The following is an 18,188-nucleotide window of genomic DNA, read 5'->3' as shown; positions in this document are numbered from 1 at the left end:
AAATTTGTAAATGATGCTAATTCCCTACATCCTTAAACATACCCAACTTCCAGAAAAGAGTATTCAGAATACGGTGGCACTTTTAAACGAAGATTGTACGGTGCCTTTTATTTCCCGTTATAGGAAAGAACGTACGGGCAATTTAGATGAGGTTCAGATTGCTGCCATTGTACAGTTTAAGGAACAATTTGAAGCCTTGGAAAAACGTAAAAAGGCAATCATTAAAGCGGTAGAAGAACAAGGGGCGCTTACACCAGAACTAAAAAGTAAATTCGAATCGGCCACAGATTTAATTCAATTGGAAGATCTCTATCTTCCCTTTAAAAAAAGTAAAAAAACCAAAGCTGAAATTGCACGTAAAAACGGACTGGAACCCTTGGCTAAAATCATAATGGCGCAGCGTTCGGACGAATTGAAATATTTGGCAGGCAAGTACTTGAGCAAAGAGGTAGAAAATGAAGATGATGCATTAGAAGGGGCACGACATATAATTTCGGAGTGGATCAATGAGCGTACCGATATACGTAACGAGTTAAGAAGTCAATTAGAACGTTTCGCCCAGATTACAACCAAAGTAATCCTTAAACAAAAAGACGAAGAAAAAGCACAAAAATACCGCGATTATTTTGATTGGAGCGAAGCTTTGAATCGTTGCCCATCTCACCGGTTCTTAGCTATTTCTCGTGCCGAGGCAGAAAAATTTATTCGCATCAAAATTGAGATTGATGATGAACGTGCGTTGGAACGAATGGAGCAACGTATTATTAAAAATTCAAACACCCAATGTGCTGCCCAAATACGAATAGCCATTTCAGATGCCTATAAAAGACTCTTATTTCCTTCCCTAAGCAACGAATTGGTAAAGAGTGCTAAAGAAAAGTCAGATGAAGATGCCATTGCCGTTTTTGCCAAAAACCTGCGTCAATTATTACTAGGTGCTCCATTGGGAGAGAAAACCATATTGGCTATTGATCCAGGGTTCCGATCGGGTTGTAAGGTGGTGTGTTTAGATGCCCAAGGAAACCTGGTGCATAACGAAACTATTTATCCTCATGCACCACAAAATGAGACTTCTAGTGCCTTAAAAAAGTTAAGTTCTTTAGCGGATGCTTATAAAATAGAAGCTATTGCGATCGGGAATGGAACGGCATCTAGGGAAACAGAGCGATTGGTAAAAAAGGTAATTTTCAAGAACCCTGTTGAAGTGTTTGTAGTGAGTGAGGCTGGGGCATCTATTTATTCTGCCTCTAAAATTGCTAGGGATGAATTCCCAAATTATGACGTTACGGTAAGAGGTGCGGTTTCAATTGGAAGGCGACTGGCAGATCCATTAGCAGAATTGGTTAAAATAGACCCCAAATCAATCGGTGTTGGGCAATACCAACACGATGTAGATCAAACCAAGTTAAAGATCTCCTTAGACCGTGTAGTCGAGAGCTGTGTAAACTCGGTTGGTGTAAATATCAACACCGCCAGCGTTCCGTTGTTAAGTTATGTGAGCGGGATTGGCCCAAGATTAGCCGAAAACATTGTAAATTATAGAAGTGAAAATGGTGGTTTTGCATCACGGAATGAAATAAAAAAAGTGACTCGCTTGGGTGATAAAGCCTTTGAGCAAGGTGCAGGTTTCCTTCGGGTTAAAGACGGAAAAAACCCCTTGGACGATTCTTCAGTACATCCAGAGCGGTATGCCGTAGTGCAACAAATGGCAAAAGACAATAAAACAAAGGTTTTGCATCTGATAGGAAATAAAAACCTGTTACAGGAAATAGATTTGAAAAACTACTGCACCAAGGATATTGGACTTCCTACACTAAAGGATATCCTAGAGGAGCTTGAAAAACCAGGGTTGGACCGGCGTGTAAAAGCCAAAGTATTCACTTTTGACCAAAATATTAGGTCCATTGAAGACCTTAAAGAGGGACAATTGGTACCTGGTATCGTAAACAACATTACCAATTTTGGCTGTTTTGTAGATATTGGCATTAAGGAAAGTGGGCTCATACATGTATCCAACTTATCGGATACCTTTGTTAAAGATGTAAGTGCCCATGTGCATTTACATCAACAGATTATCGTAAAGGTTTTATCTGTAGATATTCCACGAAAGAGAATCCAATTGGCCATGCATAAGAAGTAGCGCAGTGTGTTTTACAGCTTGCGCTGTTCGCCATGTAATCAGCCAAATGATATTACCTACGCCTAAAAAACCAGCAAGCTGTCTTTGCGAGAAGCTTGCAAAATGGTTTTCTAATCCAAATAAAGCTTAAAGAGACCGATTACTTCGTCCTAAGTCCTGGTAATGACGTCCTTAATTCTGCGCCCTGAACAAACGATCGTTAATACTAGCCCCTAAGCCCTCTTCTGGAAAAAGCTCTGTAATAATCAAGTCAAGGTTTAATTCGTCTAGTTCGTACAAGGTTGCAAATAATACTTTCGCGGCTTCTTCCAAGTTTTTGCTAGGAGAAAGAACCTTTATTGTCTCTGCTCCCCAAAAGTCACTCGATGAAAAAGAAAGAACCGCAATACGTTTATTGACATGAGTTTCAAGACTTTTTTGAATATCATTGCTTATTAATAAAGGAGTCCTTGGAGAGTAGTGTTTCAACAGCATACCTGGAGCCTGTGGAGCAGTTTCATTCTCGGTTAACAGGTCAACGGTACCCACGACTGCTTCTAGCGATTCAATAGAAATTCCTCCTTTACGGTACACAACAGGTTTTTCCCCATCAAAACCAACAATAGTAGATTCCAAGCCTACTTGACAAGGACCACCATCTAGAATGGCCGGTATGCGATCTCCAAAATAATGCGCTACGTGTGCTGCTGAGGTGGGACTCACTCGAGTAAACGGATTTGCACTAGGAGCCGCTAATGGAAAGGGGAGTCCCTTTAATAATTCTAAGGTCATTGGGTGATTTGGTATTCGAACGCCTACGGTGGTTTTTCCCGAGGTAATCACATCCAAAACAGATGCTTGTTTCGGTAAAATCAAGGTTAAGGAGCCAGGCCAGAATGCTTTGGCCAGTTTCATTGCTGTTTCCGGGATATCGGTTGCCAAGATATCCAGTTGCTTCAAATCATGAATATGTACAATTAAGGGGTTGAAATGTGGTCGACCCTTCATTTCAAAAATTTGGTTTATAGCATCTTCATCGAAGGCATTGGCTGCCAGTCCATATACAGTTTCTGTAGGGATGGCTACCAACTGCTTGTCTTTCAACAATTCTTGGCAATAGGCTATGTCTGTTGTGATTGCATTACGCATGTATGCAAAGGTAGTGCAGGATTTTGGTATTTTTGCTAAAAACACGACAGTCTACCGACTCGTCGTTTAAGATTATAAGATTTTTAAGCTGTCTGGACTGCTGTCCAACTATAATTTATGGTTAAATATCCATGTTAAAAATTGCCTTTCACCCAATTTATCAACATCCGTTACCAAACGGACATCGGTTTCCTATGTTGAAGTATGATTTACTGCCGAAGCAGTTGTTGCATGAGGGTACTTGCGAGCAAGTCAACTTTTATGAACCAGAAATTCCCAATGATAAATATATCGTTGCAGTTCATGACCCGGAGTATTTTTATGACCTTTTGAATATCAAAATTTCACCAAAAGAAGCTCGGAAAATAGGCTTTCCCTTAACCGAAGACTTGGTAGAAAGGGAGCGTATTATAGCAGATGGCACTATGAAAGGCTGCGAGTTTGCTTTGGAATATGGAGTGGCGATGAACATAGCGGGAGGAACACACCATGCCTATACCGATAGGGGCGAGGCGTTTTGTATGTTAAACGACCAGGCCATTGGCGCACGCTATTTACAAGCTAAAAAACTGGCAAAAAAAATACTGATCGTAGATTTGGATGTGCACCAAGGCAACGGAACCGCCGAAATTTTTCAGGGCGATGCATCCGTCTTTACGTTTTCAATACACGGAAAGGCCAACTATCCATTTAAAAAAGAACAATCCGATTTGGATATTGCTTTAACAAAAGGTACAACCGATACCGAATATCTAACCATCCTAAAAAAAACACTTCCAACATTAATTCAACAAGAACAGCCCGATTTTATCTTTTACTTATGCGGTGTAGATGTTATTGCCACCGATAAATTAGGAACTTTGGGTTTGACGGTCGAAGGTTGTAAAGAACGGGACAGGTTTGTTTTGGAAACATGCCATCAGCTTCAAATACCTGTACAATGTAGTATGGGCGGTGGCTACTCACCGGACATCAAAACCATAGTAGATGCGCATGCCAACACGTTCAGGATGGCGCAGCAAATCTATTTTTAAGGGGTGCTTGTAGCAGAATTTTAATTCCTTCTGAACAATGCAGGAGTCCGGTTATCTAAATATGATATATGTGCTTATGACGACAAGGATAATCACAAGACCAACAGGTTTTACAAATTTCCAAGCGGTAATATCTACCTCATTGGTATAGGTTTGTTCATAGTCTGTATCTCTAGGGCGTAATTTTCCTATAATCAAAATCAACCCAATGGTCGAAACAAACGTAATTGCTTGTACATCCAGCATATGAGGCATCCAATCAAGGTTTAAACCTCTTGAAAGAATAATGTAGACAACGTAAACTACAAAGGCGAATATAATCCCTGTCTTTGCAGCAATAGCAGGCACACGTTTGGTTAAAAAGCCGACTACAATTACAGATAAAATGGGAATGCTATAGGCGCCGTTTACTTGCTGTAAATAGCCAAATAGACCACTTGAGGCATAGTATAAAAAAGGCGCCAAAATCATGGCGAACAAGGCCAAACCAATTCCAAACTGCTTACCTTTTTTCACGACTAAATTTTCTGGCGCTTCTTTATTAATATATTCTTTATAAATATCAATACCGTATAGGGTTACACAACTGTTCAAAGCACTGTTAAATGAACTTAAAATAGCTCCAAATAGTACCGCTGCAAAAAAGCCAATAAAAGTTGGAGGAAGTACTTCTGCTACTAATTTTGGATAGGCCTGATCTGCCCTTTCCAGCTGTCCGTCAAACATGTGAAAAGCTATGATGCCCGGTAGCACAACGATTATAGGTCCCAGTATCTTAAAAAATGCGGCAAGCATAAGCCCCTTTTGTCCCTCTACTAGATTCTTTGCTCCTAGCGCACGCTGAATGATCTGTTGGTTGGTACCCCAGTAAAAAAGCTGTACCAAAACCATTCCTGTAAAGATGGTATGAAAAGGTATGCTAGACGATTCGGAACCTATTGCGTTGAATTTTTCGGGATGCTCAGTCGTTAATTTCGTGATTCCTCCTAGAATACTTCCATCATCGCTTATAGCCAATAAACCAAAAACGGGTATTAGAAGCCCGCCTAACAATAAACCTATCGCGTTAATACTATCTGAGACCGCAACAGCTTTGAGTCCCCCAAAAATCGCATAAATACCACCTATAATGCCTATAGTCCAGACACATAGCCAAATAGACGCCCATTCAGAAATACCTAATTTTCCAGGGAGATCAAACATACCACTGATGGCCAACGATCCTGAGTAGAGCACAATGGGCAAAAGAACAATGGCATAACCACTGAGAAACAGACCTGAGGTCATAGCTTTTGTTGTGGTATCAAATCTGCGCTCTAGGTAGGTAGGTATGGTGCTAATTCCACCTTTTAAATATCTTGGCAATAGAAATATGGCGCAGATAACTATGGCAATTGCTGCTAAGGTTTCCCAGGCCATTACCAAAATACCGTCTCTGTAGGCATCTCCATTAAGTCCAACAATTTGCTCGGTAGAAAGGTTGGTCAACAAAAGTGAACCCGCTATGACACCGGCCGTAAGACTTCTTCCTCCCAAAAAGTAACCGTCGGAGGATTTCTCGTTAGTTGACCTGGTAGCGTACCATGCTACAATCGCTACCAAGGTGGTAAACCCTACAAAAGAAAATATCGCTAGAAAATCCATATTAAATTGGTTGTTCGGTTATTGGTTTTTAATTCTGATAAAATGACAACAATGTAGCTTGTTTTAAGCTTAAATATATTGATATAAGTAAGTATTACCGCACTAATATAACACATACTAAAGAAGCACAGTAATTTTAATTGGGTATGGATAAATGAAATCAATAGGTAATACACCATATCCGATGGGGACGGGAACGCTGTTTAGAATATCGTAAAAACTTTCCCTATTTTTATAAGGTATTCTTAATGATACCAAATGATACCAACCATGCAAAAAGTGATTTTTCTTTTATCCGTGTCCCTTTGTTTAAGTCTAAGTGCCCAAACATCCTCCATTAATAATTCGCCTGCATTGTCTGAAGGTAATGCTGTAACGGAAGGGATGTCCCCCGAACGTTTGTCTAAGATAGACGCTATGTTGCAACAACATATTACGGACAATGAGCTTCCTGGTGTTGTAGCTCTTATTGCGAGAAACGGTAAAATTATTTTCCATAAAGCATATGGCTTAGCAGATATGCCCAACAAAAAAAGCATGGAAAAAGATGCGATTTTTAGAATCGCTTCCCAGACCAAGGCCATAACCTCCACAGCGGTAATGATGCTTTGGGAGGAAGGTAAATTTAGGATGGACGATCCAATAGCTAACTATATTCCCGAATTTGGGGAAGCACAGCTCTTAGCTAGTTATAATGAGACGGATGGGACCTACACCACCAAACCTGCCAAAAATCAAATCACCATACGGGATTTGATTACCCATACCTCAGGTATTGGTTATGGCGTGATAGATGGTGATGAACGGTTTAAGCAAATCTATGCCAAAGCTGGTATTACGGATTTGTTTACCACAGAGAACATCACTATAGGAGAAAGCGTGAAGAAATTGGCAGCGTTGCCGTTGCACCATGAACCAGGAGAAGCATACACCTATAGTGAAGGTTTGGACGTGCTTGCCTATTTTGTAGAAGTGATTTCTGGTATGCCGTTTGACCGTTTTTTGAAAAATCGAATTTTTGAACCTTTGGGTATGGAAGATACGTGGTTTTACCTTCCAAATGATAAACACGCTAGATTGGTTCCCGTACAACAAAAGCAAGGAGACAAATGGGTCAAATATCCCGTTACTTTTTATAATACGGATTACCCTATTAAAGGTGCTAAAAGCTTCTTTTCTGGTGGGGCGGGACTCTCCAGTACCGCAAAAGATTATGCTATTTTTTTACAGATGTACCTTAATAAAGGAGAAATGAACGGTGTGCGTTTCCTTAGTCGAACTACCGTAAACAGTATCATGAGCAATCAAATAGGGACTATTTGGGATGGTACTAAGCATTACGGACTTGCCTTTGGTTTGATAAACACGAAAGGAGCGGTAGCCGGTGGGGAAGGTAGTGAAGGTACGTTTGATTGGGGTGGCTATTTTAACACGCAGTATTTTGCGGATCCCAGGGAAAACATCATCGGTATTTTAATGAAACAAACGCAGGGCCCCGTGAACGATCAGACCGGTTGGAAGTTTAGACAAATGGTGTTTGCTGCCGTTGACGACTAAAAAGGTTTTTTGCGATTTAATCACTAAAACTCCTATTAGAGCTTACGTATTGTTGTTGTAATCTTTTCAAATTCTTAGGGTTAACAAAATTCTTTTTTGATTTTGTCTACAATAGTTTGGGCCAATTTTTCCTTGCTTTCTATTGTCCAGCCTGCTACATGAGGGGATAATAATACATTGTCCATTTTTAATAATTCTTCAAAGGCAATGGGCATTTGATTATTTCCTTCTTCTGTTTTGAACATATCTTCAAAAGAGGTTTTTTCATATTCCAGTACATCAAGACCAGCACCTAAAATTTTGCCGGAGTGTAATGCAGCGACCAGGTCTTCTGTTCTAATGCATTTTCCCCTGGCCGTGTTCAATATCCAGAGCGGATGATGGAATTTTCCAATAAACTCAGTATCTATCATGCCGATGGTAGCGTTGGTTTGCGGCACGTGTAAACTCAATATTTCTGTTCTTTGCTGCAGTTCCATTATGCCAACCTGTCTGGCGTTTTCGTCCTCTACACCACCTTGGATATCGTAACAGATAACGTCTACGTCAAAACCACGTAGTTTTTTTGCAAAGGCTTTACCCATGTTTCCATAACCGATAATTCCTATGGTTTTACCATCGAGTTCTAAACCTCTATTGCCTTCGCGGTCCCAGATGCCATTTCGTACTTCTTTATCTGCCTTATTCAACTTATTGAAGAGGGAGAGCAACATTCCTAGCGCGTGTTCGCCAACAGCATTTCTATTCCCTTCGGGGGCCGCCGCTAAAAAGATTCCCTGTTCCTTAGCAAAACGGACATCTATATTTTCAAGGCCGGCTCCCAAACGACCTATAAATTTCAATTTGCTTGCTTTTTTTAGAAAAGATTCGTCTATACTAAACCTACTACGGATAATGAGTCCGTCATAGGTATGTACTTTATCTTCAATTTCAGCTTTTGTGGACGTGTAATCTTCATCATTGGTAAAACCTAGAGTATTAAATTGCTCAATGATCAAAGGGTGGTTTATGTCTACATGTAATACGTTCATCTAGCTTAGAGTTTAGGATAGGTTGTTTGGGTCAATTCATGTTTTACCGTTCCGGTATGGGCGGTATCTTGTTTTTCGAATAATAATAAATGTACTTCTTCTCCGTTTTTTGTGGAAGGGCAGTGTTCCACGCCTTTTGGTACGATTATTAATTCTCCTTCGTTTACTACTTCTGTTCGATCTCTGAACTTCATATATAACGTTCCTTTTAGGACCTGAAAAAGCTCATCTTCGTTTTCATGGGCATGCCAAACGAATTCACCTTGTACCTTTGCCAATAGAATTTGCATATTGTCTACCGTAGCAATTTGGTGCGGATGCCACTGCTTTGTAAAAAGGGCATGTTTATCTTTTAGGTTAATGGGTTTCATAATCGTTAGTTTTTAGTTGCAACATTATAGAAAGATGTCATTTATGCTAATTGCTAAAGGCGGTTTTAGGTGTTTGCTCTTTTGTATTAGGGATAAAAGCAGCTGCCACGCATTCCGTGTAGGCCGGTTGCACCTTTTTCGGTATGGAATACCTTAAATCCCCAAGACTGTTTTAGCGATCATAAAGTAAATAAGAATACCAAAAATATCATTACTGGTAGTTATAAAAGGGCCTGTAGCAATAGCTGGGTCTATTCCTCGTTTGTGCAGAAAGAGTGGCGTAAAGGTGCCTATGAATCCAGCTACAACAATCACAGCTATTAGAGAAAGAGATATGGCCAAGGCCGTCATGAAATCTCCTTTCCAGACCCAAGTAAATACTAAAAGTAGCGCTGCGAGTATCACTCCGTTTAGCAATGCCAAAAGCATTTCTTTTATCAGTCTATTGCCAATACTCCCTTTAATATCGTCGTTTGCCAAACCTTGCACAATGATCGCGCTGGACTGTACCCCTACATTACCTGCCATGGCGGCGATTAGGGGCGTAAAGAGAAACAAGATGGTGTACTGTTTGAACATTTCCTCAAAACCGCCCATAATAACTGCGGCACCTGCACCACCAAAAAGACCTAAGATAAGCCAAGGAAGTCGCGCACGGGTCAGTTCCCAAATACTATCGTCCGCTTCAACATCTTGAGAAATACCGGCTGCCATCTGATAATCTTTATCGGCTTCTTCCCGGATGACATCTACAATATCGTCAATGGTAATTCGGCCTACCAATCTACCAATTTCATCTACAACAGGAATGGCTTCCAAATCATATTTACTCATGATTTTTGCAACCTCTTCCGGTTTTTCGTTCACATTTACATAATCTACCTTGGGAATGAAAACATCCTTTATTTGCGCTGTGTTTTTCGCGGTCAGTAGGTCTTTTAAAGAAAGCCGCCCCATAAGCATATCGTCTTCGTTTACCACATAAATAGAATGTACGCGGGTAACGTTTTCCGCTTGGAGCCTCATTTCCTTGACACAGGCAAGTACGTTCCAACTATCCAACACTTTTACAAGCTCCTTTGCCATGAGTCCGCCTGCAGAATTTTCGTCATAACGTAAAAGGTCTACGATATCCTTGGCATGTTCCCGGTCTTCTATTTCAGAGATAACCTGTTGCACGATTTCCTGCGGAAGTTCTCCTATGATATCGGCAGCATCATCGGTATCCAGTTCTTCAAGTTCCCCTGCAATCTCCTTAGAAGATAAGTTGCCCAGAATACCTTCCCGAACATCCTCGTCCAGCTCGGTAAGCACATCGGAGGTTTTATCGCTGTCCAATAATTTTATGAGATAGGTAGCCTGGTCCTCGTTTAGTTCGTTGATGATTTCTGCAACATCTGCATAATGTACATCTGCTAACAGTGTATTAAGGGCGGCATCTCCTTGAGATTCAATGAGCTGCGCAATCTCTTCTACAAGTTCCTCGGTGAGTTTAAAGGGTATCATCTGCTATCTTCTTGGTAAGTGCTATAAAATCTGCTACAGCAAGCTGTTCCGGACGTTGGTCAAATATAACATCTTCTTTAAGAATATCTGAAATCGCAAGACTTTTTAAGCTGTTTCTTAGTGTTTTCCTACGCTGGTTAAAAGCAGTCTTTACTACGGTATAAAACAGTTTTTCATCACATTGTAATTCGAAATCCGTTTTTCTGGTTAGCCTGAGCACCCCCGATTGTACTTTTGGCGGTGGGTCGAATACCTGTGGATGTACCGTAAACAAATATTCTGCATCGTAGAAGGCCTGAGCCAAAACGGATAGTATCCCATAGGTTTTGCTGCCGTGCGACGCACATATTCGCTGCGCAACCTCTTTTTGAAACATACCTGAAAATTCAGGAATTTGTTCGCGCATCTCCAACATTTTAAACACTATTTGAGTAGAAATATTATATGGGAAATTGCCTGTGATGGCAAATTGTTCGTCGCCAAAAAGGGTATGTAAATCGTACTTTAGAAAATCGGCTTCTATGACTTTGAAAGAACCTTTGCCTTGTAGGACTTTCGGGTGCTCTAATGGAAAACTATGATTGAGGTAAATAATAGAGTCCGCATCCAGATCCATGGCGACCAAGTTTATCTCCCGTAATAAGAGGTATTTGGTAAGCACACCAGTTCCTGGGCCAATTTCTATTACATTGGTACAATGTGCAAGGGTCAGGGTTTCGGCGATTTGCTTGGCAATGTCCTCATCTTTTAGAAAATGTTGCCCTAAGTGTTTTTTTGCTTTAACCGGTCCTTTTTGTTCGTATTTTTTACGGAAGGGTTCCCCCTTTTTTTTCTTTTTTTTACCCATTGCGTTGCATTCTTCCTAAGTGTTTTTTGCTTTGTACGCCCACGCTTTTTTACCAGAAACCAAAGTAACTGTTATGCGTTCGTAGGCGGCTCCTTCATACGCATCTGCCAATTCCAATTCTTCCGTAGTTAAGGTGTAGATCTTACCTCTTATTTCATCCTTTTCATTTTGTGTATGCTCTATCGTAGGGTAGCGGCCTGCTACTTTTTGTACGGCTATCCTATACGTGCTTAAGGTATCTTGAGTCCCCGAAAGCACTCTTGAAAAAACACCGAGCTGTATTTCTTTGTCCTGTAACGTTCCGTATGTAAAAACGTGATGAGTGGCACTAGCGCGCATAACATGTGTTTCATGAACGACTTCCAATTCAGTTCTAAAGGCGACGAATCGTCCAGCAAACATAGTATTTGCTTTCTGCCGCAAACCTGGTGCATCTTCTTGGTAATAGCTTTCCAGTAGTGCTTTGTTGGCTACCGTAAACTGGACAGAATAGGTAACACCGCCCATTTCCTCGTCTACAAGTACTTTGCTCATTTTTGCGTTAAGGAATTTACCTGTATGAAGAACATCGGGAATATGTGTTTCCTTCATCCATTGTACCCACGCGTCTTGGGCAGATTCTTCTATGTTGGTAGTTACATTGTATATGAGCATCAATGGTAATTTAGGGGTTTACGCAATGGCTAAAAGTTTTTAAGTTCAATAGTTAAAGGTGAAATATTAGTTTATGTTTTGGCTTAAGCCGGTATATGAGACGTGTCACAAAAGTACTTTACCTAAAACGTTATAAAAAACTCTTTTTCTAAAGATGTCCTATTCTAATCTGAAAATTGGTACATGCGGCTAATGGCCGCCCTACACAAACTGGCGACTAATTAACGGCATCGCCTCTTAACATCCTAAAATTCTTACGGGCCTGCGGAAAATAGTAACTGTCCTGATAGTTGTAAATAATCTTTTCGTACTGCGCTTTTGCTCTATCTGGTTTATTCAGGATTTTACGGTAGAGTTCGCCCAAGGCATAGTAGGCATCGTCTGCCAATATGCCGCTTCCATAGAATTCTATAATTTTAATGTAGTTTAATTCAGCAACCTCATACTTTTCTTGTGATTCCAATAATTGCGCCTGTTTCAACAGGGCTTCGTCCTCAATTTTTTCGCCTTTATGGTTTTGCAGTATATCCTCCAGCACATCTACAGCTTCTAGTGTTTTGTTCTGGTAGGAGAGAAAATCGGCTCGAGCATATTTTTTCAATGCGGTTTGGGTCGAATCCTCTAAGGAGTTGTCCGAAATTAACAGACTTAATTGCATGGCATCATTGGCAATAAGTTGAGAAGTGGATCCGCGGAGCACTTTTAATTGAGTTAACGCCCACTCAAAATCACCCTTGTAAAAACTAGTTTCTGCCACTTTGTATCTCGCGTTCTGTCCTAGTACATCGTTTTTTAACTTTTGTTGTACTTGGGAGAAGTAAATTAAGGCCTCATTGAACTTTTTGTTATAGACTAAAATATCTCCTAAGGCTAACTTTATAAAGGCGGTTCCTCTTTGATTTAAGGGAAGTTCCAAAGAATTCTTTAAGAGATCAATGGCAGGTTCTGGGTCGTCTTTTTTAAATGTTAGGAAGTTAGCATAGGCTACCTGTAACTGTAAGGTTTGGGTCTTATAGCCGTGAATTTCAATTAACGCCTCATATTTTTGTTGGATAGTTTCCAGTTGATTTTTCTTAACATCTTGTAAATCGATGTCAATAAGGCTTAGCTCCGCATCTAAAACTGTAACTGCATTGTTTGATTCTTTTATGACATATTCAAAAATATCCCTAGCTACCTCGGTCTGATTTTCGTCCAAGGCCAGTTTTCCCAAATTTTCCAAGCGTAAGGTATTGCCACCTTCCACTCGTTTGTAAATAGCTTTCTCCTGTCTAAAGGCACTGCTGTATTGCTGTTGTTGCACAAAAAGCCAACTGAGCAATTCGTTCCAAATGACATCCGGATTTTGCTGCACGTTTTCTAGTAAAATGGTTTTGAGCGTAACGTTGTTATAACTTTCCGGGTCAGACGTTACAAAAGCATCGATACTTCTTAGGATGTTCGATTTGGATGTTTTGCCGTTTCGCATTAAGTTGAGGTAGGAGCGGTACATTTTATCTACATTGCCCTGTTCCCCATAGATACGGGCAAGTTGAAAACTATAGTCCATTTTAGGATTCAGTTCCATAGCTTTTTGATAGGCGGAAATGGCATTATCAAGTAAGCTATATTTTTGAAACTGATAGCCCAAGGCATAACCGTAATTAGGGTTTTCGGAAATAGTTTTTAGTGCTTGTTTAAAATATACGTTGGCCTGTTCCGTGGAATCTTGCAGGGTGTAATTATAACCGAGTTCAACAAAAAGCGTTGGATGGGGATTCTTGTCCTCTAAGCGCTCTGTTAAATAATTTTTTGCATCCTCGTAGCGTTCCAACTGTTGGTAACATGCTATTAGCCCTTGAAGATAGTCGGTTCTTCTGGGATTTTCCTTTGTCAATTTTTCGTAAAAAACCACCGCTTTTTCAAAATCCCCGTCATCGAAGTACTGTTTGGCCAAAAAATCTTCTTGGGCAGATGTATGATAAGTTAGCGCAAAAAACGCAAGGAGGACCAAATAAAAACGCATACACAAAGATAATGAGAATGGCATTAGAAGGTGTTAAAGAAATTGCAAGTTTAATCTAGATGTAATGTAAGTAATTAATGGGTATTTGAGATGCACGGGAGTTGTGGCCTAAATGGTAGGCTGAATAACGTTAGTCTTCTATTTTTTTAGAATTAGTAGTTTCATTTTCATTGCCAATTAAAAAGGTGTTCCTCCTGCAGTTTAACAAAGTTCAGGTTTGTAGTATAGGGGATTGACCTAATATCCTAATTTATGCTGTCAAAACCACAATACGGCACCAATACCTCAGGAATTTGAATGCCATTTGCTGTTTGGCAGTTTTCTAGTATTCCAGCCAATACTCTTGGGAGCGCCAATGAGCTTCCGTTGAGTGTATGCGCCAACTGACTTTTTCCGTTTTCGTCTTTGTAACGAAGTTTTAAACGGTTGGCTTGGTAGGTTTCAAAATTGGAAACCGAACTAATTTCTAGCCAGCGGTCTTGAGCGGTAGAAAACACCTCAAAATCATAAGTAAGTGCAGCGGTAAAGCCCAAGTCGCCACCGCAAAGGCGAAGGACTCTGTAGGGTAGTTTTAGTTCACGAAGAATGTCTTTCACGTGGTCTACCATGCCGTCCAATGCTTCATAGGATTTGCTTGGGTGTTCTACCCTTACAATTTCTACTTTATCGAACTGGTGTAATCGGTTTAAGCCACGAACATGTGCGCCGTAACTACCCGCCTCTCTTCTAAAGCATGGGGTGTAGCCTGTGTAGGTTACAGGGAAATCGCTCTCGTTTAAAATAACGTCCCTAAAAATATTGGTAACCGGCACTTCAGCTGTTGGAATTAGGTAGAGGTCGTCTGCCGTAACGTGGTACATTTGCCCTTCTTTGTCCGGTAATTGTCCTGTTCCGTAACCGGATAGTTCATTTACTAGGTGCGGCACCTGTATTTCCGTGTAGCCGGCGGCGGTATTCTTATCTAAAAAATAGGAAATCAGGGCACGTTGTAATCGAGCACCTTTACCTTTATATACAGGAAATCCGGCTCCGGCAATTTTAACTCCCAGTTCAAAATCTATGATGTCGTATTTTTTTGCCAATTCCCAATGGGGCAGGGCATCGGTAATCAATTCAGGTATGTCTCCCTCATTAAATATTTCTTCGTTATCCGTTTCTGAATTGCCTGCGGGTACAGAGCTGTGCGGTATGTTCGGTATTTGGTATAACAATGTTTGTAAGGCATCCGCTGTCGTACCAAGGTCTTCGTTCAATTGCTTGGATTCCTCTTTCAGGCTTGCTGTCTTTTCTTTTAGGCCATTGGCTTCTTGCGCTTTGCCAGTTTTGTACAGGATGCCTATTTCTTTTGAAAGCGTATTCGATTCGGCCAAAACGGAATCTAAACGTGTTTGGGTAGCACGTCTTTTTTCATCTAGAAGCAATACCTCTTCAAGTAATGCATTTCCGTCGATATTTCTTTTTTTGAGAGCGGAAATCATCTTCTCCTTTTGCTCTCGAATAGCCTGTAACTGTAACATGGTGTTGCTGTTTAAGAGTGCAAATTTAAACTAATCTTGCGATTTAAAATAGATACCTTTGCTCTCTTAAACGATCAAACAGGTAACTTATGGTTTTTGAACATTTTGCGGTAAATGTATCGGACGTTAAAAAAGTAGTACGATGGTACACGACCAATCTTGGACTTACCGTTAAATCCGAACAAAAAGAGCCACCCTTCATGAACTTTTTGGCAGATGCTACAGGTAGGGTGATTATCGAATTTTACCATCGACCAGATGCCGTAATTACCGATTTCGCTACCGAGCATCCACTTGCCTTCCACGTCGCTTTCGTTTCGGAGAATGCACAAAGTGATAGGGAGCGTTTGGAAAAACAAGGTGCTCTTTTCGTGGAAGAAATAAAAAAGGAGGACGGAACCCATATTATAATGTTGCGCGATCCTTTTGGAATGCCATTACAGCTTTGCCAACGAGCGGTGCCATTTTAGCTGTAAAACCTATTGATTACGTTTTAATGATGAAGGTAAGATCCATTCATGATGCTGGAATGGCAACCAATTAGTGTTGGCCAAATCTGTATGTGGGTCTATAAATGGAGCATAAGGTCTGCCGTTTATGCTAACCAAGGAGTTTTCTAAATACACTGATATATTTTCCCCCTTTTGAGCGTATTCTTTTTTTAGATACCCGGCAAACTGCCATGCAAAATCGGGATAGGCAAAAACTTTACGTTGCTGACTGCTGTTTAAAAATTCTTTAGGGTTTATGATGGTTTTTTCTCCGGTTTCATTGTTCACCACCTTGAATTCGCCTTTTCCCGTTCTGCTGCGGAGCATCATACGCCAGCTTAGTCTGTGGCCTTCTTCGGTCCATAGCACGTCATCTACTATAAAGTAGTGACGAACAGGGAGGAGTAATTGAATTATAAAGTAAATGCCCAATACTCCTATGATTCCATTTTTATTCCTGGGAATTCGTAGTTCATTTTCCGTGTACGGTATTTTGCTTTTAAAAAAGATGCGGCGTATAGTTTCAGGCTCAAAGAAAAAGACACTAAACGCCAAGGATAGAAAAGGAAAAATACCGATTTGGAAAACAATGGAATTGAATAGATGAAAAAAGATGGAAAGAAAGAAAGCCACCTTGCGTGTGCGTTTCCAAAGAAGGGCCGGAATGATCAATAAATCAAATAAAATACCGGTAGTTCCAATAATTTTATGCGCCCAATCTTCTTGCAGCAGTTCCCCAATAAGAGGGTAATTTGCTACGGGTTTCATCAAAATACGAATCATACTGTAATCTAGCCAATCGCCATATAATTTTGCTATTGATGCGTAGACATAAACAATGAATAGCTGTAAAACGACAATCCATTTGATATAACCATACATCGAATCGTTTCGATGTTCCGTATTTTTTTTGGAGTCTAGCGAATAATTTTTATCCGCTGGAACAAAACACATAAAGAGGGAAATTAGAACCAATAGATAATAATGGTTGTTGTACGCCGTCTTTTGCATGAGGTATACTGCAGCCCAGAGTACGGTAAATGAAATAATGCTGATTCGGTATTTGAAACCTATTGCTATGCATAGACCCAATAGACCCATAATGGAAAAGTATATATACATTCCAACACCCGGAAGAGGTTGTAGCCAATCAAAATCTATAAAGGGAAAATTGAAACGGGGTTCAATTAAGTTTCTACGAACCCATCCCGTTATAATTGCACCAAAGCTCTCACATGCGATCAGAAACCCAAAGAATATGCGAAAGATAAGTAGTGGGCTGTTGTCCATTTTCTGAAATAGCAACCTGTTCCACATACCTATTGGGATATCAATCGAAGTGAAATTTCTCTATCCTTTGACAGTTGTCTTTTTAAGGCATCTAAGGAATCGAATTTTTGCTCGTCCCTTAGCCTGTGCAGCATATCTATTTGAATAGTGCGGTCGTATAGATTGTCGTTAAAATCAAAGAAATGTATTTCTATGGTCTTGAATTTACCATTTACGGTTGGGTTGTAGCCGATGTTCATCATACCAAACACAACTTTACCGTTAAGCATACTTTTTATTGTGTAGGCGCCCGTTTTGGGAATTAGTTTATAGGATTCTTCAATGGTAAGGTTAGCAGTAGGGAAATTAAGTTGACGGCCCAAGCCTTTTCCTTTAGTAACCGTGCCTGTTAGCATGTAGTTATATCCTAGATAGGCATTGGCCGTATCTACTTCTCCTTCTTCCAATGCCTTTCTAATTTTGGTGGAGCTAACGGAAACTTCTTCTATTTCCTGTGCCTGAATTTCCTCTACTGAAAAATCTAATATGTTGCCAAAGGCAATTAAATCGGTAATGTTGGCCGTACGGTTACGACCAAAACGGTGATCGTAGCCTATAATTATTTTTTTCGATTTTAGCCTATTGACCAATAAGTCTCTAACGAATTCGGTTGCCGTTAATCTGGAAAATTTAGTGGTAAAAGGGTGAATAACCAAAATATCCAAGCCCATGTTAGCTAGAATCATCTGCTTTTCCGCTATGGTATTCAACAGTTTAATGTCCGCATCTTTTTGGAGTACCATTCTAGGGTGTGGGAAAAAGGTGAGTACCGCAGATTTTAAATTTCCCTCTTTGGCATGGTTTATGACTTTTTCAAGTATTTTTCTATGTCCAATATGCACCCCATCAAAAGTGCCAATGGTAATGGCAACAGGTTCTTTTGCTTTGTATTCGAAAATGCTTTGGACTGTAATCACGTATGATGGAAAATAAA

At 40.3% G+C, this 18,188-nt stretch carries 15 protein-coding genes; 4 read left to right on the top strand and 11 right to left on the bottom strand.

What is annotated here, in order from left to right; all coding sequences use genetic code 11:
• The first annotated feature begins 10 nt into the window (after nt 1-10).
• Entirely contained in the window at nt 11-2,140 is a 2,130-nt protein-coding gene (locus MS6x_RS08240) for a Tex family protein (protein WP_482606779.1), read from the top strand.
• A gap of 171 nt (nt 2,141-2,311) precedes the next feature.
• On the opposite strand, the gene MS6x_RS08235 is transcribed toward MS6x_RS08240, so the two are convergent.
• A complete protein-coding gene (locus tag MS6x_RS08235) occupies nt 2,312-3,268 on the bottom strand; it encodes an L-threonylcarbamoyladenylate synthase (protein WP_482606778.1) in 957 nt (318 codons plus the stop codon).
• Between the two features lie 131 nt (nt 3,269-3,399).
• On the opposite strand from MS6x_RS08235, the gene MS6x_RS08230 reads away from it, so the two are divergent.
• Entirely contained in the window at nt 3,400-4,302 is a 903-nt protein-coding gene (locus MS6x_RS08230; protein ID WP_482606776.1) for a histone deacetylase family protein, read from the top strand.
• A gap of 51 nt (nt 4,303-4,353) precedes the next feature.
• Here the strand turns inward: MS6x_RS08230 and MS6x_RS08225 are convergent, their stop codons facing one another.
• Nucleotides 4,354-5,946, bottom strand: coding sequence for a solute:sodium symporter family transporter (locus MS6x_RS08225; RefSeq protein WP_482606774.1), 1,593 nt, complete (start codon nt 5,944-5,946; stop codon nt 4,354-4,356).
• Between the two features lie 270 nt (nt 5,947-6,216).
• On the opposite strand from MS6x_RS08225, the gene MS6x_RS08220 reads away from it, so the two are divergent.
• Nucleotides 6,217-7,503 (top strand): serine hydrolase domain-containing protein, encoded by a 1,287-nt coding sequence (locus tag MS6x_RS08220; RefSeq protein WP_482606772.1) that lies wholly within the window; start codon nt 6,217-6,219, stop codon nt 7,501-7,503.
• Nucleotides 7,504-7,583: 80 nt separating this feature from the next.
• On the opposite strand, the gene MS6x_RS08215 is transcribed toward MS6x_RS08220, so the two are convergent.
• The 7 genes from MS6x_RS08215 to serS form a co-directional block, all read right to left on the bottom strand.
• Nucleotides 7,584-8,534 (bottom strand): 2-hydroxyacid dehydrogenase, encoded by a 951-nt coding sequence (locus tag MS6x_RS08215; RefSeq protein WP_482606770.1) that lies wholly within the window; start codon nt 8,532-8,534, stop codon nt 7,584-7,586.
• 5 nt (nt 8,535-8,539) lie between these two features.
• Nucleotides 8,540-8,905 (bottom strand): cupin domain-containing protein, encoded by a 366-nt coding sequence (locus MS6x_RS08210; RefSeq protein WP_482606768.1) that lies wholly within the window; start codon nt 8,903-8,905, stop codon nt 8,540-8,542.
• Nucleotides 8,906-9,058: 153 nt separating this feature from the next.
• Complete coding sequence (mgtE, locus tag MS6x_RS08205; protein WP_482606766.1) at nt 9,059-10,411, bottom strand: magnesium transporter; 1,353 nt, start codon at nt 10,409-10,411, stop codon at nt 9,059-9,061.
• The gene (gene rsmA, locus MS6x_RS08200; protein ID WP_482606764.1) at nt 10,398-11,258 is read right to left on the bottom strand and encodes a 16S rRNA (adenine(1518)-N(6)/adenine(1519)-N(6))-dimethyltransferase RsmA; all 861 of its coding nucleotides are present in this window, start codon (nt 11,256-11,258) and stop codon (nt 10,398-10,400) included. Before rsmA ends, mgtE begins: the two co-directional genes overlap by 14 nt.
• A 15-nt stretch (nt 11,259-11,273) precedes the next feature.
• Nucleotides 11,274-11,912, bottom strand: coding sequence for a DUF4286 family protein (locus MS6x_RS08195; protein WP_482606762.1), 639 nt, complete (start codon nt 11,910-11,912; stop codon nt 11,274-11,276).
• Between the two features lie 217 nt (nt 11,913-12,129).
• Nucleotides 12,130-13,941, bottom strand: a complete 1,812-nt coding sequence (locus tag MS6x_RS08190) for a tetratricopeptide repeat protein (RefSeq protein ID WP_482606760.1) — start codon at nt 13,939-13,941, stop codon at nt 12,130-12,132.
• Between the two features lie 221 nt (nt 13,942-14,162).
• Nucleotides 14,163-15,434 carry a serine--tRNA ligase gene (gene serS, locus MS6x_RS08185; RefSeq protein ID WP_482606758.1) on the bottom strand — a complete coding sequence of 424 codons (1,272 nt, stop codon included), beginning with the start codon at nt 15,432-15,434 and terminating at the stop codon, nt 14,163-14,165.
• A gap of 89 nt (nt 15,435-15,523) precedes the next feature.
• Here serS and MS6x_RS08180 point away from each other — a divergent pair, with 89 nt between their 5' ends.
• Complete coding sequence (locus MS6x_RS08180) at nt 15,524-15,904, top strand: VOC family protein (protein WP_482606757.1); 381 nt, start codon at nt 15,524-15,526, stop codon at nt 15,902-15,904.
• Between the two features lie 9 nt (nt 15,905-15,913).
• On the opposite strand, the gene MS6x_RS08175 is transcribed toward MS6x_RS08180, so the two are convergent.
• Both MS6x_RS08175 and MS6x_RS08170 read right to left on the bottom strand, forming a co-directional pair.
• Entirely contained in the window at nt 15,914-17,215 is a 1,302-nt protein-coding gene (locus tag MS6x_RS08175; protein WP_482606755.1) for an HTTM domain-containing protein, read from the bottom strand.
• Nucleotides 17,216-17,244: 29 nt separating this feature from the next.
• Entirely contained in the window at nt 17,245-18,171 is a 927-nt protein-coding gene (locus MS6x_RS08170; RefSeq protein ID WP_482606753.1) for a bifunctional riboflavin kinase/FAD synthetase, read from the bottom strand.
• Nucleotides 18,172-18,188 lie beyond the last annotated feature (17 nt).

It is taken from the genome of Maribacter sp. MS6 (assembly GCF_056839185.1).
The sequence above is the reverse complement of the archived record's forward strand: the minus strand, read 5'-3'. Positions and strand labels throughout refer to the sequence as shown.